At 45.6% G+C, this 26,662-nt stretch carries 23 protein-coding genes and 1 pseudogene; 6 read left to right on the plus strand and 18 right to left on the minus strand.

Annotated features, from left to right (window positions below; genetic code table 11):
* Window positions 1-40: 40 nt before the first annotated feature.
* Complete coding sequence (locus tag MHH63_RS15770) at window positions 41-1,930, plus strand: Rqc2 family fibronectin-binding protein (RefSeq protein WP_280752780.1); 1,890 nt, start codon at window positions 41-43, stop codon at window positions 1,928-1,930.
* An 87-nt stretch (window positions 1,931-2,017) separates the two neighbouring features.
* Here MHH63_RS15770 and MHH63_RS15775 read toward each other — a convergent pair whose 3' ends face one another.
* From MHH63_RS15775 to MHH63_RS15820, 10 genes and pseudogenes are all read right to left on the minus strand, one after another.
* Window positions 2,018-2,905: a PHP domain-containing protein gene (locus tag MHH63_RS15775; protein WP_339282144.1), complete on the minus strand. Its 888-nt coding sequence runs from the start codon at window positions 2,903-2,905 to the stop codon at window positions 2,018-2,020.
* 72 nt (window positions 2,906-2,977) lie between these two features.
* A pseudogene (locus MHH63_RS15780) lies at window positions 2,978-3,430 on the minus strand (GNAT family N-acetyltransferase); the annotation flags it as partial.
* A gap of 23 nt (window positions 3,431-3,453) precedes the next feature.
* Window positions 3,454-4,353 carry a selenium metabolism-associated LysR family transcriptional regulator gene (locus MHH63_RS15785; protein ID WP_076129135.1) on the minus strand — a complete coding sequence of 300 codons (900 nt, stop codon included), beginning with the start codon at window positions 4,351-4,353 and terminating at the stop codon, window positions 3,454-3,456.
* 160 nt (window positions 4,354-4,513) lie between these two features.
* On the minus strand, window positions 4,514-4,951 hold the full coding sequence (locus MHH63_RS15790) for a hypothetical protein (RefSeq protein ID WP_076129159.1): 438 nt from the start codon (window positions 4,949-4,951) through the stop codon (window positions 4,514-4,516).
* A gap of 164 nt (window positions 4,952-5,115) precedes the next feature.
* Window positions 5,116-5,379, minus strand: coding sequence for a YlbG family protein (locus MHH63_RS15795; protein WP_036686170.1), 264 nt, complete (start codon window positions 5,377-5,379; stop codon window positions 5,116-5,118).
* A 40-nt stretch (window positions 5,380-5,419) separates the two neighbouring features.
* Entirely contained in the window at window positions 5,420-5,857 is a 438-nt protein-coding gene (locus MHH63_RS15800; protein ID WP_076308138.1) for a YlbF family regulator, read from the minus strand.
* A 20-nt stretch (window positions 5,858-5,877) separates the two neighbouring features.
* Window positions 5,878-7,803 (minus strand): helicase-associated domain-containing protein, encoded by a 1,926-nt coding sequence (locus MHH63_RS15805; protein ID WP_280752779.1) that lies wholly within the window; start codon window positions 7,801-7,803, stop codon window positions 5,878-5,880.
* Window positions 7,800-9,512 carry a DNA repair helicase XPB gene (locus MHH63_RS15810; protein WP_280752778.1) on the minus strand — a complete coding sequence of 571 codons (1,713 nt, stop codon included), beginning with the start codon at window positions 9,510-9,512 and terminating at the stop codon, window positions 7,800-7,802. Before MHH63_RS15810 ends, MHH63_RS15805 begins: the two co-directional genes overlap by 4 nt.
* A 119-nt stretch (window positions 9,513-9,631) precedes the next feature.
* The gene (locus MHH63_RS15815) at window positions 9,632-10,063 is read right to left on the minus strand and encodes a CBS domain-containing protein (RefSeq protein WP_076129131.1); all 432 of its coding nucleotides are present in this window, start codon (window positions 10,061-10,063) and stop codon (window positions 9,632-9,634) included.
* Window positions 10,064-10,125: 62 nt separating this feature from the next.
* Window positions 10,126-11,307, minus strand: a complete 1,182-nt coding sequence (locus tag MHH63_RS15820) for a M20 family metallopeptidase (protein ID WP_076129130.1) — start codon at window positions 11,305-11,307, stop codon at window positions 10,126-10,128.
* A gap of 239 nt (window positions 11,308-11,546) precedes the next feature.
* On the opposite strand from MHH63_RS15820, the gene MHH63_RS15825 reads away from it, so the two are divergent.
* Both MHH63_RS15825 and ftsW read left to right on the plus strand, forming a co-directional pair.
* Window positions 11,547-11,894 (plus strand): YugN family protein, encoded by a 348-nt coding sequence (locus MHH63_RS15825; RefSeq protein ID WP_036686159.1) that lies wholly within the window; start codon window positions 11,547-11,549, stop codon window positions 11,892-11,894.
* On the plus strand, window positions 11,891-13,132 hold the full coding sequence (gene ftsW / locus MHH63_RS15830) for a putative lipid II flippase FtsW (protein WP_341171777.1): 1,242 nt from the start codon (window positions 11,891-11,893) through the stop codon (window positions 13,130-13,132). Before MHH63_RS15825 ends, ftsW begins: the two co-directional genes overlap by 4 nt.
* 87 nt (window positions 13,133-13,219) lie before the next feature.
* Here ftsW and MHH63_RS15835 read toward each other — a convergent pair whose 3' ends face one another.
* Window positions 13,220-13,585 carry an Asp23/Gls24 family envelope stress response protein gene (locus MHH63_RS15835; RefSeq protein WP_019911482.1) on the minus strand — a complete coding sequence of 122 codons (366 nt, stop codon included), beginning with the start codon at window positions 13,583-13,585 and terminating at the stop codon, window positions 13,220-13,222.
* Between the two features lie 153 nt (window positions 13,586-13,738).
* Here MHH63_RS15835 and cax point away from each other — a divergent pair, with 153 nt between their 5' ends.
* Window positions 13,739-14,809 carry a calcium/proton exchanger gene (gene cax / locus MHH63_RS15840; RefSeq protein ID WP_036686157.1) on the plus strand — a complete coding sequence of 357 codons (1,071 nt, stop codon included), beginning with the start codon at window positions 13,739-13,741 and terminating at the stop codon, window positions 14,807-14,809.
* Window positions 14,810-14,896: 87 nt separating this feature from the next.
* Here cax and MHH63_RS15845 read toward each other — a convergent pair whose 3' ends face one another.
* The 6 genes from MHH63_RS15845 to MHH63_RS15870 all read right to left on the minus strand — a co-directional run bounded on the left by MHH63_RS15845 (window position 14,897) and on the right by MHH63_RS15870 (window position 20,650).
* A complete protein-coding gene (locus MHH63_RS15845) occupies window positions 14,897-15,193 on the minus strand; it encodes a YlaN family protein (protein ID WP_036686156.1) in 297 nt (98 codons plus the stop codon).
* A 202-nt stretch (window positions 15,194-15,395) separates the two neighbouring features.
* Window positions 15,396-15,641, minus strand: a complete 246-nt coding sequence (locus MHH63_RS15850; protein ID WP_036686154.1) for an HPr family phosphocarrier protein — start codon at window positions 15,639-15,641, stop codon at window positions 15,396-15,398.
* A gap of 106 nt (window positions 15,642-15,747) precedes the next feature.
* The gene (locus tag MHH63_RS15855; protein WP_036686152.1) at window positions 15,748-16,863 is read right to left on the minus strand and encodes an aminopeptidase; all 1,116 of its coding nucleotides are present in this window, start codon (window positions 16,861-16,863) and stop codon (window positions 15,748-15,750) included.
* 95 nt (window positions 16,864-16,958) lie between these two features.
* A complete protein-coding gene (locus tag MHH63_RS15860; protein ID WP_341171778.1) occupies window positions 16,959-17,786 on the minus strand; it encodes a hypothetical protein in 828 nt (275 codons plus the stop codon).
* Between the two features lie 104 nt (window positions 17,787-17,890).
* A complete protein-coding gene (locus tag MHH63_RS15865; RefSeq protein ID WP_175618950.1) occupies window positions 17,891-18,043 on the minus strand; it encodes a hypothetical protein in 153 nt (50 codons plus the stop codon).
* A 603-nt stretch (window positions 18,044-18,646) separates the two neighbouring features.
* Window positions 18,647-20,650 (minus strand): sensor domain-containing diguanylate cyclase, encoded by a 2,004-nt coding sequence (locus MHH63_RS15870; RefSeq protein ID WP_076219420.1) that lies wholly within the window; start codon window positions 20,648-20,650, stop codon window positions 18,647-18,649.
* 400 nt (window positions 20,651-21,050) lie between these two features.
* On the opposite strand from MHH63_RS15870, the gene rpsD reads away from it, so the two are divergent.
* Both rpsD and MHH63_RS15880 read left to right on the plus strand, forming a co-directional pair.
* Entirely contained in the window at window positions 21,051-21,650 is a 600-nt protein-coding gene (gene rpsD, locus MHH63_RS15875; RefSeq protein ID WP_036686147.1) for a 30S ribosomal protein S4, read from the plus strand.
* 244 nt (window positions 21,651-21,894) lie between these two features.
* Complete coding sequence (locus MHH63_RS15880; RefSeq protein ID WP_341144181.1) at window positions 21,895-24,810, plus strand: transglycosylase domain-containing protein; 2,916 nt, start codon at window positions 21,895-21,897, stop codon at window positions 24,808-24,810.
* An 83-nt stretch (window positions 24,811-24,893) separates the two neighbouring features.
* Here MHH63_RS15880 and acsA read toward each other — a convergent pair whose 3' ends face one another.
* On the minus strand, window positions 24,894-26,618 hold the full coding sequence (gene acsA, locus MHH63_RS15885) for an acetate--CoA ligase (protein ID WP_341171779.1): 1,725 nt from the start codon (window positions 26,616-26,618) through the stop codon (window positions 24,894-24,896).
* Window positions 26,619-26,662: the final 44 nt, after the last annotated feature.

Here is a 26,662-nt window from a genome sequence, read left to right on the forward strand (position 1 = left end):
ATTTAAGAAATTCATTTCACGGCGACAGGAGAGCTTTATCATGGCATTAGACGGCATTGTTACCAAAGCTATCGTGCACGAATTGCAATCATTCATAGGTGCACGTATAGGAAAAATATATCAACCGAACAATCACGATTTAATTTTTAACCTGCGCGGCGCAGGTGGCGGCGGCAAGCTGCTGCTCTCTGCTAATCCTACGTATCCTCGGGTGCATTTTACCGAAAGAAACAGCATTAATCCTTCGGAAGCCCCCATGTTCTGCATGCTTATGCGGAAGCATTGTGAGGGAGGGACCATTGAAAGCATTACGCAGGTAGGCATGGAACGAATTATTCACATAAACGTCAAGACTAGAGATGAGCTTGGTGACGTATTTGCCAAAAAGATCATCATAGAGCTGATGGGTCGGCACAGTAACATCATTCTTACTGATCTCAGCTCTGGAACGATCATAGACGGCATTCATCATGTAACTCCATCGATTAGCAGCTATCGGATTGTGATGCCCGGCATCGCCTACACAGAGCCGCCTCAGCAGCATAAGCTGAACCCTTTGGAAATCGGCCAGGAGCAATTTCTGAATTTAATCTCGGCTGCTGAAGAAGCTGCGCTGATAGAGGATGTTGAGGAGGAAGCTGAGCCAGAAGAAATCATTGAGGGAGAGCTTGCTAATCTGATCACAAAAGAAGCAGTAGAGCAAAAACCTGACGGTTCTGGCGGTCCATCTCCCTCAGCTGACCCGGTGGGCTGGATGGTACATGCTTTCAGCGGAATGAGCCCGCTGATTGCTGGTGAAATTGCTCTTCGTCTGAGAAACACCTTGGATAAAGGCGAAGTTACAGAAACCGAAGCAGCGTTTCCAACAAAATTATGGGTTGCCTTCCATTCCGTAATGGGACCCGTATGCGATAACGAGTTTTCTCCTGTTGCAGGTGCAAACGCAAAAGGTAAAATGATTTTTTCTGCGATCCCCTTAACACTTCTGGGTGAGAGTGCGAAACATTACAACTCCATCAGTGAATGTATGGAGGATTATTACGGGGATAAAGCCGAGCGCGATACTGTAAAGCAACGGGTGAGTGATTTGATCCGTTTCCTCAGCAATGAACGGAGCAAAAACGTTAAAAAACTCGCTAATTTGCAGAAGGATCTCGACGAAGCTCAGGATGCTGATCGTTACCGCATTTGGGGTGAGTTGCTTTTCGCTTCATTACACGCGGTATCCAAAGGGGATAAAGAAGCCTCCTTGGTCAATTATTATGATGAAAATCAGGCGGAAATGGTGGTTCCGCTCGATCCGTTATTAAATCCTTCGGACAATGCACAACGTTATTTCAAAAAATACAACAAATATAAAAACAGCCTGCTTGTTATTAATGAACAGCTTTTGAAGACGCATGAGGAAATTTTGTATATGGAGAGTCTGCTGCAGCAACTTGCCCACGCTTCCCTCAACGACATTGAGGAGATCCGCGACGAACTTGTAAGCCAAGGTTATCTGCGTGACCGGAGCAAAAAGGGTAAAAAGAAGAAAAAGGCCACCAGACCCACATTACAGGTCTTCACCTCTTCGGAAGGAATCGATATTTATATCGGCAAAAACAATTTGCAGAACGAATACGTCACCAATCGGCTGGCTTCTCCGAATGATACTTGGCTGCATACCAAGGACATCCCCGGATCACACGTGGTCATCCGAAGTGAGCAATTTGGAGATGCAACGCTAGAAGAAGCCGCTCAGCTTGCCGCTTATTTCAGCCAAGCCAAACAGTCCAGCAGTGTGCCTGTGGACTGTACATTGATCCGCTATGTACGTAAGCCAAGCGGCTCCAAGCCGGGATTTGTAATCTATGATCATCAAAAGACACTGTTCGTCACACCTAATGAGGAAAGAATTAAGAGTCTTCCAAATACTTTGAGAAGCTAACTACTAGATATAAAGAAACCTCCAGCTGCAGATGTTGAACATCTAAGGCTGGAGGTTTTTATAATTTGCTCCGCAAATCGACTAATTTCATGCCTTCTTGTTTAAAAACTTCAGTACTTCTGTAGAAACCGTAACACTGCCGATATCCCCGTGAAAAATTACGCCTTGACGGGCACCATGAAAGTCAGAACCTCCGGTTATTAACAGATTATAATCCTCAGCCATAACTTGATAACGTTCTTCTTCCGCAGGTCCGTGATCAGAGTGATAGACCTCAATCCCTTTAAAAGCGCCTTGCTCCAGAATATCTCGCACCAGAAGGTCATCCCCGTACAAGCCCGGGTGGGCTAATACTGGAGACCCTCCTGCCTCAATGATCCACTCGCAAGCTTCCTCCGGTGTGATTCTGGGAGGAGACACATAGGCTGCTGCACCCTCGGCCAAATACTTGTTGAAGGCATCTCTCATATCGGTAGCTGCCCCAAGCCGAACCAGCTCGTCGGCAATATGTGGCCGGCCAATGCTTTCATCAGGCTTCAATTCCCGCCCGATCCCCGCTATAACCTGTTCCAAGGTAATCGCAATCCCAAGGTCTTGCAGCTTGGTGATTATCGCTTCATTCCTAAGTGCCCGGGTATCTCTTAGCCCTTCCAAACGTGAGAGAAATTGTTCATTCTCAGGATCAACAAAATAGCCCAGCACATGAATGTCTTTGCCACCAGCACGCGTACTGATCTCTACACCAGGCACAACGGTTATTCCGTACTTCTCTCCTGCTTCACAGGCTTCCTTCACGCCAGCTACTGTATCATGATCCGTAATGGCAACAGCGCTTAGCCCCTTCTCCTTAGCAAGCCGTACATTCTCCGCTGGCGGCTGCATGCCGTCAGAGGCTTGAGTATGGGTATGGAGGTCACATACATCCTTAGCAGATAGGTTACCTGCATTCTCCCACTCTTCCCGCAGAATCCCCATTTTTATGGCATCATAGTATTCTCCTCGCACGATTCGTGCTTTACGGACGCGAGCTTCCTCCACCATGCCACATTTCGCTGCCAACCCGATCATTCTTTTATTCCCTGACCAGGTGCCTATTCCAAGACGGACTGTATCAAGAGAATTAAATAAATAATCTATCCACATCTTAAACGCTTCCGTACCGTAACCACCTGACCAATAACTAGAATCAAAGATTACTATACCAATCTCCATCCAGTTGGTTTCTTGCGATATCCAGTAGCGCCCTACTTTCCCCTTTACCTTGCCGTCTATTTCTATGATCAACAGGTTACGCGGGGTTTCCGTCTCAACTAACGCCAAATGTCCTATGTAGTCCTCGGTAAACTTTTCGAATCTTTGATGTGCCAAAGATTTATAGGGACCATCCCATTTCAAGTGTTCACGGTCTTCAGCTTCATGATAGTGATAATAAAGCTTCTGAAAATCAGCCTCTGTAATATCGCGCAATACTAGCTTTTCTCCACGTAGAACAATTGACATTGTAATATCCCCCGCTTTAACTATCAGATTTGATTCGAATGCTCACGCAAATAAGTCAGGAAGGTTACTGCAGAAATTGGCAGCAGTGTTGATTTTAGATGAATGGCGTAGAATTGTCTTTTAAAAGAGGCATCGGAGATATTCACAATTTTCAACAGTCCCAGCGCAACTTCATGCTTGACCGAAGAGGTCGATATGATCGTTATGCCAAGACCTGCTTCCACCGCTGATTTCACAGCTCCCGTACTTCCAAGCTCCATCACGATCTTCATAGTTCCCGGATCAAGTCCCTTGGAGAACAGCTGCTCCTCCATCACACGCCGCGTTCCTGAGCCCTGCTCACGCAATACAAAAGGATGCTGAAGCACTTGCTCCAAGGTAACCTCTTGCTGCTCCGCAAGTGGATGATCATGTGGCACGATCAACTTCAGTTCATCCCCCATCACGGGCTCGATCTCCATGTCCGGATGTGTGACCGGGGCTTCAATTAAGCCAAAATTCAGTTGATGCTTGAGGATTTCCTCCATAATTTGCGAGGTGTTCATCACTTTCATCATAATTGAAATGTTAGGATATTGCTTTCCGAAAGGGCCTAACAGCCGTGGCAGCACGTATTCTCCTATCGTAAGACTCGCCCCAAGCTGCAGCCGCCCCTCCAGCATATGTGTGAATGCTGACATCGCTTGATCCGTCTCACGCATCAGCTGAATACTGCGCAGCGCGTATGGCATCAGGGTGTGCCCTGCTTCGGAGAGTACGATTTTTTTGGTGGAACGGTTAAACAATTTGGTGCCAAAATAATCCTCCAGTGCCTGTACCTGCATGGTCACAGCTGGTTGAGTCATATGTAAAGTCTGCGCCGCCGCCGAGAAGCTTCCCCGCTCGGAGACCGTATAAAAAATATGCAGCTGATGAAAGTTCATGCTTCGCAACTCCTTATATTACAAAAAGAACGTCCTTTAAAGACGACAATCGTTTCTCGTAGAAACTTAAGAATATTATAATCGTGCAGTATATAAATTCTTATATTTTTAAAAAGGACATGCAGACTCGCCGCATGCCTCTTGCCCGTTTCTTTATAGACTATTTGCGTCTTCGTTTCTTCTTCGACAGCTTTGTGCGGTGAGAATTACGCAGCAGTGAAAAATAGGTCTTTAAATCTCTCAACTGTGGCATCTCCGAGATTCTCCCAAGAAACGAAACGATGATCATAGAATATAATGGCTGGCCTGAGAGATCTCTCTCACCTGTCAATTCCGTAAACTCAGCGATTACTACAGAGTCATCGTCAATTAAATATGCGTTATAATCACTGCTTGAAAAGGGCTTGATCCGATTCTGCATTAGGCACTGCCACATCCATGCAGCGACCTCTTCGGCATTGCTTGCACCATTGCTGATGCGGTCCATATAACGGCTCTTCGCATGATTTGTTATAACGATATCAGCGACCCTGTAATCGTTCAGCATGATGTGGAAGGGCTCATAAGTGCTGGGCCAATCCGTCCCCTTGTTGCGCATCATCATCACACTCCACCATAAGGGTCTTAGTATGCACTTAATGTTGTCATCTTACCTCATTGCCGAAAGTTGTACAAGTTTCTACCGTCGAGAGTAATGGCGTTTTAATGTAAATAAGCATAAAAAAAACAGGCGCTGTTTAAGCGCCTGTTTATCTCCTGGAATCACATACTGTAATTACGGGACTTGTCCGGTCCATTACTAGTATACTCTGTCTTAATTTCGTTACGATAAGATCTTTCAATCTTTCGTACATAGGAGAGTCTGCGGACATTCTTCATAACTTCCTCGGCCCGTTCTGCATTTACATACATAACTGCATAATGCATTTTCCGAGAAACATAATGTAATGTTCCGTATTTCTCAAGGTTACGTGCCGCTTTAACGTCACTTACCCAAATGATGTATCCTGTCCGTTCCGCAAACATAAGCTAAACCGCCTTTCTCTCTCTAAATCCTAAGGGAAGCTTATCCGCAGGAGCATTTTCCCCCGCTGCCGCATCCACCTTTAGGGGAAGGATCATTACTTGGTACTTTAATGCTATCGGATACTGAAAAAGCAATCGCTTCCGACATGGAATGCAGAATGTCGTCAAGGGTCTTCTCTGCCAGCTTGAAACGAACAACTTCTTCGAACCGCTCCAGTTCCGCTTCTACTGCCGAAACCTCATCCTTTGCTGAATGATAATTCGGGTGGAAATGTCCGAATCGCTGTGTTTCTTCAAACAACTCCTTCTTAGTCTGAAGTTGTTTGACCATGGCCTGAATTTCGGGGTTCGTATCAACCCGTCCTTTCCAGTATAAGTAATCCGACACCTCGGCGGATTGATTAATCATATCGCCTAATTCATAGGCGTATGTCAGCACTTCAGCCATATCGACCGTATTTATTTCAGCTACGCTCATGAACTCAGCTCTTTTCTTCGTTAATGATCTACCGATTCAGTAGACTTTTCTATCATACCATAATCACTCGCTTGAGCAGAAGAGGAATTTCTTCGTCCTTTGGGAATAACTAACTTCATTTCCTTCCAGTCTTCCGGAGTGAGCTCTATATCTTCAACCGTTTCACCATCATGATAGAGCAGCTGTCCGGAAACTCTCCATGGATTTCCGCTTATGCGGGAAGGGATAAAATCTAACGTCTGATCTTTTAGTGCAAAACGCACTTTGACTCCCCATCTTAACCCTTGCTCCATCACCTTTTGTGCAGTCGAGCTATGATAATGCCGCCATTCTTTGCTCCAGATCTGCGGTACATTTTCTCCACCGAAGAGAATCTCCTCCTCTTGTTCAGGAGCAATAACCGGCAGGTTAAGAAAAGGATTCCCTTTGGACAGCAATCCTAGTTCTACATTCAGCTCTGGAAGAACATACGTTGCCTCGGGGTTTCCTGTTTCATGAGGAAACCAACTCCACCCTACGTTTGGATCCTCCCCTTGTCCTCCAATGATTCTGGAAGGCGCTAGCCCCGCGGAGTACAGTTCTTTTCGTATCTGTTCCATATATTCCGGGTCCACTATGAAATGTAAAGGACCGATACGTTCAAGATTCTCCTGTAAACGCGGGTGAGCTGCGATAGCAGCTCCATCTGCTTCCGTCTGACAGGTCAAGAGAATTACTTGCGATAATGAGGTACGGCCAATACTTTTTACCCATTGCTCAAGGGACATTTGAACCATCGAAGGAAGCCCGCCCATTGCATGCTCACTTATCCAGGAGATGATGTCATTCGGTGACATTCCACGCTCAGCTGCAAGTTCCAACCTCTCTTTCGTCAGCCGGAAGCTCCATATCATATCACTTTGCTGGAGCTCAGCGCAGCCAGCCAGTGTCCATCGTACAGAATAGGGGACCTCCGGTGGAACCAGCACCTCGAAATCCGGCTGCACAATAAACTGTTCCTGTGTATCTCCAGACCCAACAGCAGCGAATGATCCCCTCTCAGCAGATAGCATTGGCTTAGCAGCGGTCCAGCGAAAACACAACATGCCCTCAGCGGTTTCTCCCAGTTCACACCAGCCAAAGCCTGTTAAACAACGTAACCAGTTCAAGCTTGACTTCTCAAGCTCATTACGGGCAACGTTACCTGTGAGATTAGAAGCCATCATCCAGTCTAATAGTGCGGGCAGCATTATCCATTTCCCGGGGATAAAATCTGCATTAGAAATTATATAACGAAAATGTTGATCGGCTGGCCCCACGCTTCCAGAGCGATTAATTACAATCCCATAAAGAATGTCACTCATCGTCGCTTCAGGAAGCTGCAGCCAACGATCCAACAGCTCCAGATCAAGCGTGTATCCGGTGTTCTGCCTGTGGATAAGTCCAAGACACAGCAGGATGTCTACCGTCACAATGACAGAAAGAGTTTTCTGTTCCTCTAATAGAGAACCTACGGAGAGCCCTTGCAAATGCTCCTCCCCAAAAGAGAGCTGCGCCGCTAAGCGGTTAAGATGCTTTTTATGAATAATCCCCTTGGCTGTCAGCGGCAACCCTTCCCAAGCGGTGAACAGCAAAGCCCGAAACAAATCTATCGCCAGTCCGGCTCCTGCTTCCATGGTAAGACTCACTAAATGCCCGGAAATGAATTGCGGCTGATATGGGAAAAATTCTTGTTCAATTGCCGGCAGCTGATCAACAGGAATCTGGTACAGCTTTTCGCCTAATATTTTATGCCTTGCAGTTAACAGCCCCTCGCGGCGCAATTCGTTCATTGCAAGCTTTTGCTCAGCACGACAAAGCGCCACAGGGCGCAATCGTTCTTCCTTCCCTTCCTCAAACGGCTGGGCAGCATAAGCTGCACATAATCGCTTTAAGACCTCTAATGCTTCTGTAGACAGCTGGTTCAATGGATGGTTCGCTCCTCTCCACTCGGCATCTTTTTAACGACATATTCATAGCCCTGCTCAGTCAAAAACATCCTGCGTCGCAAAGCGAAATCCTGTTCCCGGCTATCTTCAGATACCAGTGTATAGAAATAGGCTTTATTCTCCCCCGCTTTGGGGCGGAGAATTCGACCTAGTCGCTGAGCTTCCTCCTGCCGTGATCCATAAGCTCCTGAGACTTCAATAGCAATCGACGCGTCAGGTAAATTCACCGCGAAATTCGCTACTTTCGACACCACCAGTACCTGTATATCTCCCTCGTTAAAAGCCGCATATAGCTCGTCTCTTTCACGCTGCTTCGTTTTGCCGGTAATTAAAGGCGCCCCGATCCTGTCAGCCAGTTCACTTAACTGGTCGAGATATTGTCCAATAACCAGCACCGAAGAACCTGTATGGACCTTTAGAAGCTTGGCTACAATTTCAGCTTTGGCAGGATTGCAGGAAGCCATACGAAATTTTTCTTTTGCCGCCGCGTACATATATTCTTGTTTAAGCTCCGGATTCATCGGCACAATGATCTCTACACATTCCACTTCAGCGATCCAGCCCTGCTGCTCCAGCTCCTTCCAAGGCAAATCGTAGCGTTTCGGTCCGATTAAAGAGAACACATCCCCTTCCTTCCCGTCTTCTCTAACCAAAGTGGCTGTAAGCCCCAGTCGACGTGTAGCCTGAATGTCTGCTGTAGCCCGAAATACAGGCGCTGGAAGCAGGTGAACCTCATCATATATAATCAAGCCCCAATTGCGTTCGTTAAACAGCTTCATATGGAGAAACGGACCGTCTTTGGACGAACGATGCGTTAATATTTGATAGGTGGCAATGGTGACTGGCCGCACTTCTCTTTTTTCACCAGAATATTCCCCCACTGCCTCCCCAGCCAAATCTGTTCGCTCCAGCAGTTCATCCATCCATTGCCTTACGGACGTTGTATTTGAAGTTAAAATTAGGGTTTCACATTGGAGACTTTCAAGTACTGCTACTCCTACAATTGTCTTCCCTGCGCCACAAGGCAGCACCACCACACCGCTTCCCCCTTGTCCTTCTGTCCCTTGAAACAGCTGAACGGCCTCCTGCTGATATTCACGTAAGCCAAATGAATCGTTTGCCGAATCAGCCTTGCAGGTATCGAGATTCTCCTTCCAGGTCAAGCTAAGCGCTTGCCCTTCATGATATCCGGCGTAGTCGAGAACTGGATAACCCAATCTCATCAGCTCTTGTTTCAAAAGCCCTCTATTCTCCGCAGGGCACGAGCATTCCAGAGGATTTATTCTCAGTAGACCCAGCGATTTTAGACCTTGTTCGTCACTCAATTCATCCAAAAGCTCAGGAGCATCCGCTCTTAACATAACGACCTCATTCTGGGTCTCTTGGCCATGAAGAGTCAGCTTTCCATATCTGGACAAAAGAGTTTCGATTTCCTCCTCCAGTCCTGTGGGAACACCCCAGCGTGCAAGGTGATGCAGGCTAGTGATAATCTCCTCAGCAGTATAATTAAGCGCAGCTGCATTCCAAAGAGATAAAGGGGTAATTCGGTAGGTATGGTAAGCAGGAGGACTTTTTATCAGCTCCGCGAAGGTCCCTAGCTTTTTCCTTGCCACCTCAAAATCCGGATGAGCACATTCCAGTAAAATTGTCCGGTCCCTGCGTACGATGCACGCTCCTGATCCATTCATAGCTTTTCCTCCCTAGTGTTCAAGTAATTTAAGCTTGCGCTATGTAATTTTGTTTATTTTCATATAACAGGAAAAAGCCCATCCCCGCATAACGGTCATGAGCTTCCCTATCTGACTATTTAATGTAAATGCTGCTGCGAAATATCATGGAGGGCTTCACCAGCTTCATCCGCAAAAATGTCGCGCACAGCCAGATCTCCAATCGACACTACGCCCACCAGCTTCTGGTCACGTGTCACCGCCAGCCTGCGAATTTGCCAGCCAGCCATTAACTCTGCAGCCTCATCTACTGAAGTATTCTCCGAGACGGCCTGAATCTCTTTACTCATTACAGTTTCCACTGAGGTTGAACCAGGATGTTTAGCCGCATAACCTCTAATCACGAGATCGCGGTCAGTAATTACACCGAGCAGTGTCTTATGTTCTTCATTATCAACAACAGGTATAAATCCAGTGTCATAATCTCGCATTTTCACGGCAACTTCATACACATTATCTTGCAGCGTAACCGTTGCAGGCTCCTTCGTCATAACCTCTTTCACTGTCTTCAAGAATGAACCCTCCTAATCATGGTCTCATGTTATGGGAATAGGTTCTCCTCTATGAAACGAAATTATACGATTGTGTTCTCACGCATACAGGAATTCGCCATAGCAATGAGCAGCTTCATTCCGTGCAGCATGGCATCTTCGTCAAAATCAAATTTGCTATGATGATGTGGATAGTCAGCCTCTTTATCCGGATTTCCGGCACCCACAAACATAAAGCAGCCTGGAATCTCCTTAACATAATAGGCAAAATCCTCAGCTGGCATCAGCTTTTCCATCCGAATCACTTCAACAGATTCTCCTAAAGCCGCTGGAGCCACCTCGAAAAACCGCTGCACTTCACCATCGTGATTTACGAGGGGAGGATATCCCATAACGTAATCTATCTTAGCTTCTGCCCCGTAAGCGCTGGCAATAGAAACGGTCATTTCTTCGATTCGCTGGCGTATCAAATGCCGTGTCTCCTCGTCGAATGCCCGCACTGTCCCTGTGATCCGGCATTGCTCGGCAATGACATTTTGGGCGAATCCCCCTTGAATGGTTCCGACACTGAGTACAGCAGGCTCCAGCGGGTTCACAGAGCGGCTTACAATGCTCTGGAGCTGGGTCACCAGCGCCGCTCCCGCCACGATGCTATCAATGGTACGGTTCGGCATGCCGCCGTGTCCGCCTTTGCCAATGATATCTATAAAAAACTCGTCCGCAGACGCCATCAACGGTCCCGGAGCACTCCCAACAGTTCCCATAGGCAATGGAGTCCACAGATGCAGACCATACACCGCATCCGCTCCTTCTAACATGCCTTCGGCAATCATCCCCTGCGCCCCTCCTGGGCATACTTCCTCTGCGGGCTGAAAAAGAAAACGCAGCTCCCCTTCCAGCTCCTCAAGCCGGCTGCTGTAGTAAGAGGCTACACCGAGCAGTATGGAAGTGTGGCCATCATGTCCACAGGCATGCATTACCCCTTCATTTTGCGAAACGTAATCCTTCTTGTTCTCCTCTTTAATAGGTAGGGCATCCATGTCCGCACGAAGAACCACAGTTTTCCCCGGCCGCTTTCCCCGTAGTATGCCAAGCACACCATACCCTTTCCCGCTTTTTCTGACTTCAATTCCAAATTCGGCTAACTTATCTGCTATAAATGCTGACGTTTCCTTTTCATGAAAAGACAACTCCGGATGACGATGCAAATGGCGTCTCCATTCCACGATCTCCGGCATGAGCGAATCAACCGCTAAGCTCTTCATAAGTTCTCCATCCCCTTCTCGATAAACCCGCATCCATAGCAAGCGATAGCAGTCCTGTTCACTTTGTTCCAGCCGCGAACGACTATAATTCTTTTATTGTAGCAGAAACGCAAAAAACTGGGTATTGTTAGGCACTGCCTACTCTTGCACAACCTTTAGAAACATACTATCATGAGGTAGAACATCAGCAATCGGATCAGAAATTCATCATTATACTTCATAAGGGGGATATGCGTGCTATGATTTTTGAGAACACGGGCCTCGTAGGATTGAAGAGTGATCTTCTCTATCTGGACGAGAGTGCCACAAAAGCTGGCTTCATCCGCTGGCAATGGGAATACTATCGTGCCACTTACGACTGCAAAATTGAAGACCCACAGGATGGTGGCGAATACTTCCTACGCATTAACACTCGCGCTGTCGAGGGAAAGCTAGAGAAGTCTGATGCCGTACTTGCAATTGAAGCCGTATACTTAGGAAAAGCAACCTTCCCTCATGGCCTGGAATATGAATCTCCGGTGCCAAAACCAGTATTGGACACTGCTGCTAAGCGGATTCTTGAATTAAAGCAGCTGTTAGAGGCTTGAGTAACAAAAAGGGAACGACGAAACAAAATGTCAGCCTGCCCAAAAGAGGAACACCCGATTTCCAACTACTTATCTTAACACTACTACTTGTGGGTTTCGGTCTAGTCATGGTCTTCAGTGCTAGCTCAAGCTTAACCTTAGCAAGCTCGAAGTTCGGTAATGACCCTCTATATTTCATTAAACGCCAAGTGATCTGGATCGTACTCGGAACCGTTGTTATGTTTATAGCTATGAACATTCACTACAGTAAGTTTAAGAAGTGGTATGTACCTATTTTTATCATCACCGTTATACTTCTGCTCGTGGTAGCCTTCTCTGAAAAAATTAATGGTGCCAAGAGCTGGCTTAGTATCGGAACACTTGGAATTCAACCCACCGAATTAGCCAAAATATCGATTATCCTGTATATCTCAGCACTCATCACCAAAAAAGGTGAACGGTTTAGAGATTTACGTACAGGATATATCCCTGTAATGGTCATCGTGGGTATTGTTGCCGGACTTATAATGATGCAGCCGGATTTAGGTTCTTGCCTCATTCTCGTAGCTACCAGCGGACTTGTTATTTATGCCGGCGGTGCCAGCATGAAGCATATTCTGGGCTCTATAGCACTGCTAGTGCTGGGTGTAGGACTAGTTGTAGGCGCCAAAGCAGCGATTGATTCCTTATCTCCATCCGATAAAGCCACTGACACTCAGGATTATAGAAAAGGTCGTATCGTTGCCTTTTTAGATCCTTATCAGGTTGCTGAGGGTGATGGTTATAACATTATTCAATCCTTAACCGCTCTTGGCCAAGGTGGAGTAAGTGGTTCCGGCTTCGGCAAAAGCATTCAAAAGCTGGACTATCTAAAATACCCTTATACGGACTTTATCTTCCCCGTAATTGGTGAAGAGTTCGGCTTTCTGGGGACCTCCATATTTTTGATGTTATATCTGTATTTTATCTGGCGAGGTATTCTAATCGCTTTAAGGTGTAAGGATCCCTTTGGTACGCTCGTCGGAATTGGGATTATGGGCCTCATAGCCATTCAGGCCTTTGTCAATATCGGCGGTGTAACCAATACAATCCCTCTTACCGGCGTTACCTTGCCGTTTATCAGCTATGGGGGCTCTTCACTCCTTGTCAGCATGCTGTGCATGGGAATTATGCTAAGCATCTCAAGAGAAACCAACCTTCCTGCCAAAGAGGAAGTAACGAAATCTGTAACAACGGTTAGACAGGTTCGTTCCCGGTAAGCTTTATAAAGCCGGAGGTTAGGGAATTTACACATAAAAAAGCAGCCCAGGGAATTAACCTTGGACTGCTTTTTTGTGTACAAGTTTTTAAGAGATTTCATCATTCTTGAAAGCTACGCCTTCAACTTTGACATTTACCTCAACAATATGAAGTCCAGTCATGCTCTCCACAGCTTCACGTACGTTCTGCTGAAGCATCCGGCACACTTCGTGGATCGGTGTTTCATAGAGAACGATAATTCGTAGATCTACTGCTGCTTCCAGCTGTCCTACTTCAACGGTAACGCCCTTCTGAACGTTCTTACCGCTTAGACGTTTAGCCCAGCCTTCTGACAGGCCACCAGACATGGCTGCAATTCCCGGAGTCTCCAAGGCAGCCAAACCGGCAATTTTTGAGACGACGTCATTTGAAATTCGTATATTTCCCATTTCCAGTTGAAGTTGTTCTGCCATGCCATATCCCCCCTACACTCATTATCAATTATTGTAATTCCAAAACAGGCTAAAAAGCAAATCACTTTATCGCTTTCTCGTTTACACCTAGGAACAATTTGGGTATATTGATTATGAATTCAATCTAAATACATAGATAGGAGTGCCTTCACATTGAAAAAATGGATTTCACCATCACTGATGGGTATCGCCTTTATCCTTAGTGCGATCGGCCATTATGCCGATTGGGATCATACCCTGCAGTTCATTCTCTCAGCAATCGCTGTGGTGTTTGTGGCTGGATTTCTCGGCCGGGCCACTGAAAGTGTAGCTCATTATGCCGGACAACGACTGGGCGGCTTCCTAAACGCCACCTTCGGCAATGCTGCTGAGCTAATCATTGCCTTCTTCCTGGTTAAGGAAGGATTGTTCGACATGGTCAAAGCCAGTCTTACCGGTTCTATTATCGGCAACCTGTTGCTTGTTCTAGGATTGAGTATTTTCGCCGGCGGGATGAAGTTCAAAGTTCAGAACTTCAACGTAACCCTTGCCGGAATGAATGGCTCCCTGATGATCGTTGCCGTCATTGCCTTATTTGTTCCCGCTATGTTCTTTACCACCCACTCTATTACGGAGAAGGATACCGATGTGCTCAGTTTAATCGTTGCCGGGCTGCTCATCGCTTCGTACATAGCTTGGCTAATCTTCTCCATGATCACGCATAAGAAACATCTAGAGGACGTTACAGAAGAGGGTAAAGAAGAATTAGCTCATGAACATGCCCCTGCTTGGTCCAAAAACAAATCCATCCTTTATCTCGTGCTTGCCACTGTAATGGTAGCCTTCGTGAGTGAGTGGCTGGTAGGAACGTTAGAGACTTTGACAGAACGTTTCGGATTCAGCGAGCTGTTTGTAGGTGCGTTCCTCGTAGCTATCATCGGTAATGCCGCAGAGCATAGTGCAGCCATTATGCTGGCCATGAAGAACAAAATCGGTGCGGCAGTAGAAATTGCGGTTGGAAGCAGTCTGCAAATCGCCCTGTTCGTAGCACCTGTCCTAATCTTCGCCAGTTATTTCATGGGTGATACAATGGACATAGTTTTTACGACCATCGAAATTGTCGCCATCGGTGTAGCCGTCTTTATTGCCAAATCAATTACTCAGGACGGCTCAACTAACTGGTATGAGGGTCTCTTGTTATTAACGGTCTACCTGATTTTAGGAGTCTCCTTCTATCTCGTATAATCATTATTAACCATTGTACACAACAAAAAGCGCACATGAGCGATTCGTCCTCATGTGCGCTTCTATAAATACTTAAGAAACCGATATTTATTCTTCCTTCGCTTTGTTGTTCAAAGCCTCGTAGAGTACTGCTAAGTTACGCTCCAGCTTACTTAGTACCATCTTACCAGTAATCTCTGGGACCAAACCTGCTCTAACCGCAAAATCCACTTCTCTGGAGAAACCGTACATCTGGGTATCCAGCACTTCCTCATAGAGAGGGCAGTAGCGTGTTGCCAGATTCTCCATCTGCACTTCTATAAGTTGCTGAATTTTATCGGCATCTTCTTGTAGAAGATTGATTGCTTTAAGATTATACTGTTCCTGTAATTCCGATGAAGTCATGCCTCTATCCCCCCCATGTCCAAAAGTTAAGCTGCTTTTACTATTTTACTTAATATTAGACGAAATCCGGTATCAATACAACAATTCAGTTTATACTAACCATATATTTAAAAGAACCTGCTGCGTTATCCTATCAAGTTTCGTATCTACTTCTAGAAAAAACGCCCCACCGAAAACCGGTAGGACGTTTTTAGCACGACTATTACTCAGCAACAACTGTGAATTTCAAACCGTGTTTTGCAAACACTTCAGTCATTGCCTTCTTAGCTTCTTCAGCATCTGCCCCATGAACATGAAGCTCATAGCTTTGGCTGGATACCAAAGTAGTGAACAAACCAAGGATACTTTTAACATCAATGTACTTGTTGTCCGCTTGAAGAACGATTGAAGAGTTGAACTGGCCTGCCGTTTGGGCAATATCGACAATTGCCGCATTGTTACTGGACATAGAAATCCCTCCGCAACTTGATTATAAAACTTTAGTCTTTTGTTATCATTTCTTATGATACATTGAATCCGCTTACTTGTGCAAGGAGTTTTCTTGTTATTACATTTTATTTCAAGTTTTCAGGATTCAGACCTTCGAGTTCCGGCAACACAAAAATTCCATCCTTACGGATCAATACATCGTCAAAATAAATTTCACCGCCGCCATAATCGGGACGTTGGATCAACACAAGATCCCAGTGAATGGAGGAGCGGTTACCGTTATCTGTAACATCATATGCTTGTCCTGGCGTAAAGTGCAGGCTGCCTGCGATTTTTTCGTCAAAAAGAATATCATTCATCGGATGAAGAATGTAAGGGTTAAAACCAATAGCGAATTCGCCAATATGACGCGCGCCGTCATCTGAATTCAAAATTTCGTTCAAACGGGCGGAGTCATTGCTGGTGGCTTCAACAATTTTTCCGTTCTCGAATTTGAATTTGATATTTTCAAAGGTCACTCCATTATATACTGACGGTGCATTATAGCTGATCGTTCCATTTACAGAATCGCGAACTGGGGCGCTGTAAACCTCGCCATCCGGAATATTTTTTTGCCCGGAGCATTTCTCTGCACCGATTCCTTTAATCGAGAACTTAAGATCTGTTCCAGCACTCAAAATATGTACCTTATCCGTTCTGCGCATGAGATCAGCTAAAGCATCCTGAGCCTTGTCCATCTTGGCGTAATCCAAATTACACACTTCGAAATAAAAGTCCTCAAACGCTTCAGTGCTAATATTCGCAAGCTGAGCCATGCTCGCATTCGGATAACGCAGTACTACCCACTTCGTATGCTTCACACGTTGTTCGCTATGCACTGGATGAGAGTACAACGAGTTATACAATTTCATATTTTCTTCAGGAACATCGGACAGATCGTTCACATTCTCACCTGCACGAATCCCGATATAACAATCCATTTGCTTCATCCGGTTCAAGTCAATTTCAGCCCATGTCTGAAGACTCTCACGAGTTGCGTATTTAAGCATGCTGCGCAGGACTGTACGATCTGTTAATTGTACAAAAGCATGACCGCCGGCCTTGCCGATTTCCTCTACAACAGCTTTGATTAAATCTCTTTCATTGCCAATCATTTCGACGAGCACGTTCTCGCCTGGCTGGACATTTACGGAATAACCGACTAGGTTAGCTGCCAGCTTTTGAATTCTGGGATCTTTCATTGTGTATTCTTCCTTCCTCTGTCTAAAAAATAAGCAAGCTTTTCTATTGTAGCACGCCCTGTATGGAGCGCAAGACCTGTGGGATAATGTGAAAATCAACGAAAGCCTGAAAAATTCACCTGTGATACATAAGTTTCATTATCAGATTCATTCCCCGCTTCCGAATAGGTAACCTTACGATTTAAGGTGAGTTTTCTCGGCAGATTATGTTTTGTATCAACGGTTAAATGGTAGACAGTCTCAACATTAGCTTGTTTCAGCTTTTGCTGTAATTCATTATTTTTCTTCTCCCATAGCTCCACTAAAGCTTGCGTAACCGCCTGATCGTTCTTTATTATTTTTCCAGCAGAATCTGGTGTTTCAGGTCGAAGGTCTTGCATCTCTTTTTCCAATTCAGCAGTCAGCTGCTTTCTGGCCTCAGCAGGCGTCAGCTCGATCCGCAGCACATTTGTCCCTCTTCCTGCACCCGCATCTTCAGTCACATTAGCCTCCATGGATTGCAGCTCCTCCAGCTGTTTCAACGGATTAAGCAAAGCAAGCGGATTTCCGTCCTCAGAGGAACCTTCGGTGGTCAACGCTACCCATTCCCCCTCTTTTTTCTCTAGCTGACTATGAAAAGCTTTCATAGAAGTGATGCTGCTTTTTAAATCTTTAGCGCTATTTGCTGATTTTCTTGTGGCTGAGGATTTATCAGGAAGCAGAGTATACAGATTGACCTTCTTATGGTCCTGTACTGTGCCTTCGTAAAATATCATGGATTCCGGAACGGTCTTTCCACCTTTTGTAAGCATGGTTGACCCTTTAAAAGTAACCCCATCGCTGCCCGTTATACCCGCTAACACCAAACTTAGATCTTCCTTGGCTGGTTTATCTCTAATAACGCTGCAACCGCTATTGAACACGCAGGACAAGGTAAAAATCATAAGAACTAACCCCTTCAGTAATAATGACTTTCTCACGGTCATCAGGCCTTTCTTGGAGTATTTTACTTTACAGCCCACTATAGGGTTCTCCCTTCCTGCGCGCCTTATACAGATGCAAATACGTTGCTGTAATCGGTTTCCATACATTGCTCTAACTTATGCGCGTTCGTCGCTTGCTTCTGAATGTCAGTACATACCACCTTCAGACTCACGAAGTTACCGCTGCCAGTCGCCGCGCCGTTGTCTCTATCGGACACAGCTGACCTTAATTACAGTATTTTGCGATATTTCCCATACCAACGGACACCAGCGCAGCTATTGACCCGAAATGCGCCCGATATGCCCCTCTTACTAAACAATAGCGTCTCTGGTGTCCGAAAACATGCCCCAAAGGCAAAATACACGCCAATAGCGTCATCTGAGTCCGAAGGCCTCGCAGCATGATGAATACACCAGTCGAAGCAGCGAGCCAACTAACAAAACAATGACCAGCAACTCCTTATTACGGGAGAACCGCTGTTCAAATGCTAATGCGCGAATATGACCGTTGCAGTCGCCACACCGTTATCTCTATCGGACACAGCTGACCCTTAACGCAGCATTTCCCGATATTTCCCATACCAACGGACTCCAGCGCAGCTATTTACCCGAATTGCGCCCGATATGCCCCATTACTAAGCAATAGTGTCTCTGGTGTCCGATAACATGCTCAAAAGGCGAACATCGCGCATATAGCGTCATCTGGATCCGAATGCATCGCAGCGGCATATTTGATACACAGTCGAAGCAACCAGCCATCTGCCAAAACAAAAAGCAGCGACTCTCCAAATACGGGAGAACCGCTGCTCTGCTATCTTTTTTTACTTATGAGGCAATCCCTTCACACCGCTGCCATTCTCTTTAGTGTCAACGATCACCTGGTTACGCCCATTGTTCTTAGCTTTATACAGTGCCATATCCGCTCGATAGAACAGGGATTCGACGCTTACACGTTCGTCCATCCAGCTCCATTCTGCTATACCGCAGGACACTGTTACATTAGGTTCGGTCTCATTCATCACTCGCTTACGAATACGTTCAGCCACATTTACTGCCTGTTCTACTCCCATTAATGGTAAATAGACCGACAGTTCTTCTCCACCCCACCTCGCAGCAATATCCCCTTGACGGATGGAGGACTTCACAATTTCACTGACCTCTTTTAAGATCTTGTCGCCCTTTTGATGACCATAGGTATCATTCACCATCTTGAACTGATCGATATCCACAACGATTAAGCAACCGCAAAAATCTGTAGACTGCCGTTCCTTTATTTCTTCGTCCAGATAATGACGAGCATAAAGTCCAGTTAGGCTATCTCTGTTCGCTAATCGTCTAACTTCGGCATGCAGCCTTGCGTTCCCTACAGCTAGTCCAATATGCCCCGCCATCGCTTGAAGCAATCTGTAATTGTCATAAGAAAAATAATGGGCATCGCGATGGGCCAACATGATGGCACCACGCACTTCACCACCTACACTTAAAGGTGTGGCAATCAGCGACTGCGACCCGGTAGCATTCATTAAACGAGAAGTAGTATTAGGATTATCTATGTAGTTAGACATGATTAATGATTCCCCAGTAGTATAGACCTTCCCGCCTAAACCTTGTCCTACTTCTAAAATTTCATTTTGCAAGGAGGAATGATTGCAAGCAATAACCTCTAGCCCGCCCTTTTCTTCGTTCATATGTAAAATACAGCAGTAGTCTGCACCAAACATCTCCAACAGCTCTTCAAACGCAAATTGAAAAATATCCCCTAAACGCAAGCTTTGATTCAGCCGTTGTGTAAGTTCGTTACTCATACGCAGCTCACGAATGAGCTGATTGGAGCGTTCATACAGCTTGGCATTCTCAAAAGCAGTACCTGCGGTATCCGCCACCATCGAGAGAAACCGTAAATCTACATCCATAAAGATCGAGTTATCCATCACCATGTGGAATACGCCATAAACCCCTTGCTTCCCGCCTAGCGGAAGACCAATCTCTACAATGTGTTGATCTTCGGTGTTGGTGTTCAGAGCAACACGGCCGTCTTTAAATGCTCTAGCGCAGACATCATCACTGGACATCTGAAACGGTAAAGGTTTGACCTGCGGATGAGTGCTGCGGTGATCTTGCGACATAAACAGCTCAAGCCTGGCACCAGGGTACATTGCAGAAATGCTATCTATAACCTCCGTAAGCACAGCGTTCACATCAATATTGTCATGCATCCGCTGAACGATCTGAAATAACAAGGAGCGGCGATTGCTCTCACGTTCAGCATGTTGATGAACACTCGCAAGATCAGTTACAAAAATATGTTCAAACTTATGATAGAATATGGTCCGGTACTGCAAAGATATAGCCTCAGCAGTATCTCGTCCACCCATTAAATATTGTTGTGTCGGCATAGCACAGCCCAGGAAGGCAAAAATTTCTTTGTCAACGCGAGTGATGAGCGGTATAGTAAAAAAGCTCATATCCTGACCCTGCACCGTAAGTTGAACAGATGAGGTTGCGCCAGAAAGTAAACTAGCTGCAGCCGCTTGCTCCCATTGGTGCCTCCATCGTTCTTGCTGATCGGCAATATTAGCAAAATATCTGCCTTCAAAATTCAGCACACACCAATCCCATGATTTAGCGAATGGTAGAGCCTCTAGCCCATCGATCCATTCCTCGAAGCTGTCTGCAATCAGATTGGCCAAATATGGGAAGTCATGGGACACTATTTCCGTTTCCCTAAGCCAGGCGGTGGGATCTTCGGAATCTCTACTAGTGTGCAATTTGTCCTGTATCAGCATACGACTGTCTTGAGAAGCGTATGCTTTCTGTTCTGACATAACGAAGATCCCCTTTGCTTCTCATTTAAGAAAAAAAACCTTCCCAATTAACATCTAATTAACTATATTTTACTCCCTTTCTTTGTGTATTGCATTATATTTTCCTTATTTCCGGGATTTTTTTTAGGACCAAAGAACTAACGACAAAGAATGACAAAAACTCTTTTAATATGCGCTTGACTTTATATGCTACTTTCATATAATATTTATTGTTGAACAAGACTGTAACAAGTCTTACTTGGGCGTAACGTTGTGTCACCCTCACGCATTTCGTTACTGCCAGGGCAGCGGCTGAACTTCCCTGGTAGTGTGGAAGCCATTAATGCTAATCACGGATACGAAATGCGGCGCAAATAGAGCCCTAACCTGAAATTTCAAATATAAAGGAGTCTACTATAACATGGCACGTTACACCGGACCTAAATTCAAACTCAGCCGCCGTCTGGGCATTTCCCTTAGCGGTACAGGCAAAGACCTGAAACGCCCTTTCCCACCAGGACAACACGGCGCTAACCAACGCAGAAAAGTAAGTAACTACGGAATGCAGCTTTTGGAAAAACAAAAACTGCGTCACATGTACGGCTTGGGAGAGAAACAATTCCGTACTCTCTTCGCTAAAGCACAAAAACTTCCAGGTCTTGCGGGCGAAAACTTCATGTTCTTGCTTGAAAGCCGCTTGGACAACCTAGTTTACCGTCTTGGATTTGCTAACTCCCGTGCTGGAGCACGTCAGTTGGTATCCCACGGACACGTAACTGTAAACGGCAAAAAAGTCGACATCGCTTCTTACCGTGTAAGCTTGGGCGACGTTATCGGTCTTCGCGAGAAGAGCCAAGGCATGGCTTCCATTAAAGAAGCTCTTGCTAACCGTAACCACCTTCCAGCTTACCTGGAATATGCTGAAGGATCTTTCGAAGGTAAATATATTCGTTTGCCAGAACGTTCCGAGCTTTCCCAGGATATCGATGAGAAACAAATCGTCGAGTTCTACAACCGTTAATATCTCGCTTTTAGCGGGTATGACCAAAGCCTCCGGATTAATCCGGGGGCTTTTTGTTATGTCAATATCCTAAATTCCATGCCGTTTGTAAAAGGTTATGCTTCCGCAAATCATACCCTAAATTACTTTATTTATAATTTTTGCACAAAAGTCGAATCTTAAGACCATGAGAATCAGGTAGAAGCGCATTCAAAAACGCCAATTTATGCTATAATAATTCCGTTAAAAGGAGGAATTATCGTCGATGGCTCAAGAGAACAAGAAAAAAAACGCTAAGAAGCCTTCACCCCGCAGATCCGCCCTAAGCAGGTTCGGTTCTGTAGTTAAGTGGATGTTTATTCTTGGAATAATAGGCGTTCTATTTGCCGGTGGTGCTGTAGCAGGCTATGTCGCTTCCATTGTGAAGGATGAACCTGTTCGCTCCGAAGAAATGATTCAGCAGCAGGTCAGTCAAAATGCGATCACCGGATTCGCTTATTTCCGAGACGGCGCACCGATCGGCCAGCTTCGGACAGAAGAAGACCGAAGGCTCATTGAATTCAACGATATCCCCCAGCTTATTATCGATGCAGTTCTCGCTATAGAGGACAATAATTTTAATGAGCATAATGGCGTGGATTTCAAAGGCACCTTACGTGCCGTCAAACAAAAGCTTCTCAATGAATCCGTTCAGACCGGAGGCAGTACACTCACCCAGCAGCTCGCAAGACGTGTATTCCTGAATCTGGATCGGACAGAAGATCGCAAAGTAAAAGAAATTCTACTTTCTCTTAGATTGGAACGCTTCTTGACCAAGCAAGAAATATTAACGGCTTATCTGAATAAGGTTCCTTTCGGCAATGGCTCGAATGGCTACAATGTATTCGGAATTAAAGCAGCAGCCAAGGGAATATTCGGTCTAGACGATCTGGACAAATTGAACGTGGCTCAAGCAGCTTATTTGGCTGGTCTTCCGCAGCTCCCTTCCACTTATTCTGCATTTAATGGCATAGGTGAATTCAACGAAAAAGCTTTCAACAGAGCTATGGACCGTCAACATCTTGTACTTCGTCGTATGCTTGAAGAGAATAAGATTACTACCTCTCAATATGATGAAGCCCTTCAATTTGATATCAAGAGTTCTCTGGCGCCGCACACCAAAAAAGCCTATGCTACCTATCCATATCTGATGATGGAGACTGAGCGTAAAGCATCCGAGATCCTTCTATCATTGAATGAAGAGAAAAATGGCACAACGGATGCCAATAGCACTACTGACAATGCCGTGTTACTTGAGGAAGCAAGACAGCAGCTCATGACCGGCGGTTATCGAGTCTACACAACCATTGATAAAAAAGTTTACAATGCAATGCATAGTGTCTCAGAAGACAGCAATAATTTTACTAAAGACAGCAAAACCAAAGGTATGGAACAAACGGCTGGCATGTTAATCGACAACAAAAGCGGAGCCATTCTCGGCATGATTGAGGGTCGCGACTTCAATATTGAGCAGATGAATTATGCTACCCAAATGATCCGTCAGCCCGGATCGACTATGAAGCCAATTTCAGCTTATTTACCAGCCTTAGATGCAGGGCTGATTCAGCCTGCCGGGATTGTGGATGACGCGCCAATTATTCTAAAAGACGGCGGAAAAGGATTCCACATTCCTAAGAATGCCAATAATCGCTATCAAGGTCTGGTCACTGCCCGTTACGCACTTAACAAATCGCTCAACTTGCCTGCGCTTAAGCTGTTTAATGAAAAGGTCGGAATAGAGAAATCTTGGGCCTTTACTAAAAAGCTGGGGATCTCCACCCTCACAGATGATGATTACAGCGCGCAGACTGGGGTTATAGGCGGTCTGAAATACGGAGTATCCGTAGAAGAGTTAACCAATGCCTATTCCGCTATCGGTAACCAAGGAGCTTTTAATGATGCCTACATGATTGAGAAAATCGTCAATTCAGAGGGCAAAATTATCTATCAGCACAAGGTTAATCCTGAGCAAGTATTCTCTAAGCAAACAGCTTACCTAATGACAGATATGCTGCGAACTGTAATTACAGAGGGTACAGCCAGCACAGTAAAAAGAGAATATAAACACTCTAAAGAAATTCCGATTGTCGGTAAGACTGGATCTACCCAGAATTATGGAGACGTATGGTTTATGGGCTACACTCCTGATGTCACACTGGGAATGTGGGTCGGCTACAAAGAGCAAATCAACACTCTTACGGGAGATACACAAAAACGTCAAGCCCAAACATTATGGGCAAAAGTGTTGAATGCTGTCATTGATAAGCAGCCGGAACTATTCGTCACAGACAAATTTGCACAACCTGAGGGAATTATCAAAAAGACAGTTTCCGCATATAGCGGCAAATTGCCAACATCCCTGACTGATAAATTCACAACGGATATATTTAATACAAAATATGTGCCAAAAGAGAGCGACGACGGGATTTCCAAAGCCAAGTATATTACTTACAAAGGCGTCAATTATATCCCGTTGGAAGGCACTCCAGAGGAGTTCCTAAAGGAAAAAATCGTCGTTAAACGTGAGAAGCCGATACAGGAATTAGTCAAAGAACTCCTGGCTGCCTTCCCTAAGATGAAGGATCATAAATCACTGGAGTATTATATGCCAGCCGATGCCAAGACGGATTTCCCAACAGAAGTTGATCCACGTGTGGACGATGGGGCTTCCCCTGCTGCTCCCGGAAATGTTAACGTCTCTTATAGCACTGGTAAAGCGGTCATCAGCTTCTCCGCTAGCAGCTCGGCAGATGTTGTGGGATACCGCTTATATCGTTCATTAAACGGAGGTTCTTTCCAGAAGCAATCTATACTCATGGCAGATGAGAACAAGGTATTCACACCGGGTACACCTGCAAGTGCTAATGCAACCTTTTATGTAACCGCCGTGGATGTTGCAGGTAATGAGACGGCTTCTGGCAGCGTTGCTGGAGGGATTACACCAACACCAGAAGCAACTCCTACACCTGATCAACAACCTGGTACAGAGGCGCCTACAGAGCCTGAGACGACACCAGGAGACATTATTGAGGATCCAGGTAACATTCTCCCGCTACTACCGACGGAAACACCAGTCGGCGGAGGTAACAGTACTGGGGGCAGTAATAATACCACAGCAGGTAATAATGCAGGGACACGTTAACCCAAAGATCATTAAATAAATTTACACAGCAAAACACCGTTCCCATGAATTCATCCGGGAACGGTGTTTTTTTACAATTCATTCTAATCCTCAATCGTGGATAGATCTCCTGTCGGTAGATGCAGCTCCCATGCCTTCAGTACACGCCGCATAATTTTACCTGATCGTGTCTTCGGAAGTTTATCCTTAAACTCGATTTCTCGCGGGGCAGCATGTGCAGACAGACCCGCTTTGACAAAAGCGGCGATCTCCTCTTTCAAGGCAGCAGTTGGAGTATAACCTTCTCTAAGCGAGATAAAAGCCTTAATAATCTCCCCCCGCACAAGATCCGGTTTGCCGATTACACCCGCTTCTGCCACTGCCGGATGCTCCACTAATTTGCTTTCCACTTCAAATGGACCAATACGCTCACCAGAAGAGTTGATGACATCATCAATTCGTCCCTGAAACCAGAAGTATCCTTCGTCATCCATATAAGCTGAATCGCCAGAAATGTACCAGCCAGGAATCCGGAAATATTCCTCATACTTCGTCTGATTGTTCCAGATCGTTTTCATCATGGATGGCCACGGAGTTTTTATCGCAAGATTCCCCATAGAAAAAGGCGGGAGAACATTTCCCCGGTCATCCAGAATCGCTGCTTCAATCCCCGGTAACGGACGGCCCATCGAGCCTGGTTTGATATCCATTGACGGATAATTACAAATCAATTGTGCCCCTGTTTCAGTCATCCACCAAGTATCATGAATACGCTGATTGTAAAATTTATCTCCCCAACGTACCACTTCCGGATTTAACGGTTCACCAACCGATAGAACATGGCGCAAACTGCTTAAATCAATCCCCTGTAAAGAGTGCTCCCCTGCACCCATCAACATACGAAAAGCTGTAGGTGCGCTGTACCATACAGATACCTTATTCCGTTCGATTGTCTTATACCAATCCTGAGGACTAAAGCGGCCGCCTCTGACTACATTGGTCACCCCGTTTAACCAAGGGGCAAATATGCCGTATGAAGTTCCGGTCACCCAGCCAGGATCTGCCGTACACCAGTATATATCGTCTTGACGTAGATCTAGCACTACTCTACCTGTATAATAATGTTGAATCATTGCTCTATGCACATGATAAACGCCTTTGGGCTTACCTGTAGAACCAGAAGTATAATGCATAATAAGGCCATCGTCCAAATCAAGCCATTCTAAATTAAGATCAGCAGAAACGTTAGCCATCTCTTCTGCGAATCCTAAGTTTCCTTGCTCAATATCAGTTGCTCCACCTACTAGAAAAATATGACGCAGCTCAGGAAGCTCTTCTCGCTTGACCCGATGCAGCAATTCTGGCGTAGTTACCAGCGCAACAGCCCCACTATCCTCCAAACGATCCTTAACTGCTGTTTCCATAAAGGCTTCAAATAAGGGTCCTGCTATGGCTCCGATTTTGAGAATACCTAGCAGACTGAAATACAGTTCCGGTTGGCGAGGCATAAAAATAAATACCCTATCTCCTTTACCGATGCCATATTTACGCAATACATTTCCGAACCGGTTCGACCGCTCCTGCAGATCGGCAAATGTATAGGATTCTTCCCGTACAGCGTCACTGTAGAGTAGGGCCGTTGCCGCTCCCCGCCCTTCATCCACATGGCGATCAACGGCTTCATAGGCCATATTAACCTTGCCGGTTTCATACCATGAGAAATTACGTTCAACATCCTCCCACTCAAAATTGGCTACTGCCTCCGCATAATCAGACATATTGGAGCTCTGCACACGACCCGGCAAAATTTCGCTATGGACTTGACCCATCACTCTTGCCTCCCTCACTCGTTTGATTTAAGCTTTAAGGGTAA

It is taken from the genome of Paenibacillus sp. FSL H3-0310 (assembly GCF_038002785.1).
Lineage (GTDB): Bacteria > Bacillota > Bacilli > Paenibacillales > Paenibacillaceae > Paenibacillus_AQ > Paenibacillus_AQ odorifer.

Excerpts from the sequence above, each read along its gene's own strand:
- MHH63_RS15800 (WP_076308138.1), bottom strand. The coding sequence starts at position 5,857 with ATGAGCGTAGCTGAAATAAATACGGTCGATATGGCTGAAGTGCTGACA.
- rpsD (WP_036686147.1), top strand. The coding sequence starts at position 21,051 with ATGGCACGTTACACCGGACCTAAATTCAAACTCAGCCGCCGTCTGGGC.
- MHH63_RS15770 (WP_280752780.1), top strand. The coding sequence starts at position 41 with ATGGCATTAGACGGCATTGTTACCAAAGCTATCGTGCACGAATTGCAA.
- MHH63_RS15790 (WP_076129159.1), bottom strand. The coding sequence starts at position 4,951 with ATGCGCAACAAGGGGACGGATTGGCCCAGCACTTATGAGCCCTTCCAC.
- MHH63_RS15820 (WP_076129130.1), bottom strand. The coding sequence starts at position 11,307 with ATGAAGAGCTTAGCGGTTGATTCGCTCATGCCGGAGATCGTGGAATGG.
- MHH63_RS15775 (WP_339282144.1), bottom strand. The coding sequence starts at position 2,905 with ATGGGGATTCTGCGGGAAGAGTGGGAGAATGCAGGTAACCTATCTGCT.
- MHH63_RS15785 (WP_076129135.1), bottom strand. The coding sequence starts at position 4,353 with ATGAACTTTCATCAGCTGCATATTTTTTATACGGTCTCCGAGCGGGGA.
- acsA (WP_341171779.1), bottom strand. The coding sequence starts at position 26,618 with ATGGGTCAAGTCCATAGCGAAATTTTGCCGGGTCGTGTGCAGAGCTCC.
- MHH63_RS15880 (WP_341144181.1), top strand. The coding sequence starts at position 21,895 with ATGGCTCAAGAGAACAAGAAAAAAAACGCTAAGAAGCCTTCACCCCGC.
- MHH63_RS15845 (WP_036686156.1), bottom strand. The coding sequence starts at position 15,193 with ATGACTTCATCGGAATTACAGGAACAGTATAATCTTAAAGCAATCAAT.
- MHH63_RS15860 (WP_341171778.1), bottom strand. The coding sequence starts at position 17,786 with ATGATTTTTACCTTGTCCTGCGTGTTCAATAGCGGTTGCAGCGTTATT.
- MHH63_RS15850 (WP_036686154.1), bottom strand. The coding sequence starts at position 15,641 with ATGTCCAGTAACAATGCGGCAATTGTCGATATTGCCCAAACGGCAGGC.
- MHH63_RS15795 (WP_036686170.1), bottom strand. The coding sequence starts at position 5,379 with ATGTTTGCGGAACGGACAGGATACATCATTTGGGTAAGTGACGTTAAA.
- MHH63_RS15825 (WP_036686159.1), top strand. The coding sequence starts at position 11,547 with ATGATTTTTGAGAACACGGGCCTCGTAGGATTGAAGAGTGATCTTCTC.
- MHH63_RS15810 (WP_280752778.1), bottom strand. The coding sequence starts at position 9,512 with ATGAATGGATCAGGAGCGTGCATCGTACGCAGGGACCGGACAATTTTA.
- MHH63_RS15855 (WP_036686152.1), bottom strand. The coding sequence starts at position 16,863 with ATGAAAGATCCCAGAATTCAAAAGCTGGCAGCTAACCTAGTCGGTTAT.
- MHH63_RS15870 (WP_076219420.1), bottom strand. The coding sequence starts at position 20,650 with ATGTCAGAACAGAAAGCATACGCTTCTCAAGACAGTCGTATGCTGATA.
- MHH63_RS15835 (WP_019911482.1), bottom strand. The coding sequence starts at position 13,585 with ATGGCAGAACAACTTCAACTGGAAATGGGAAATATACGAATTTCAAAT.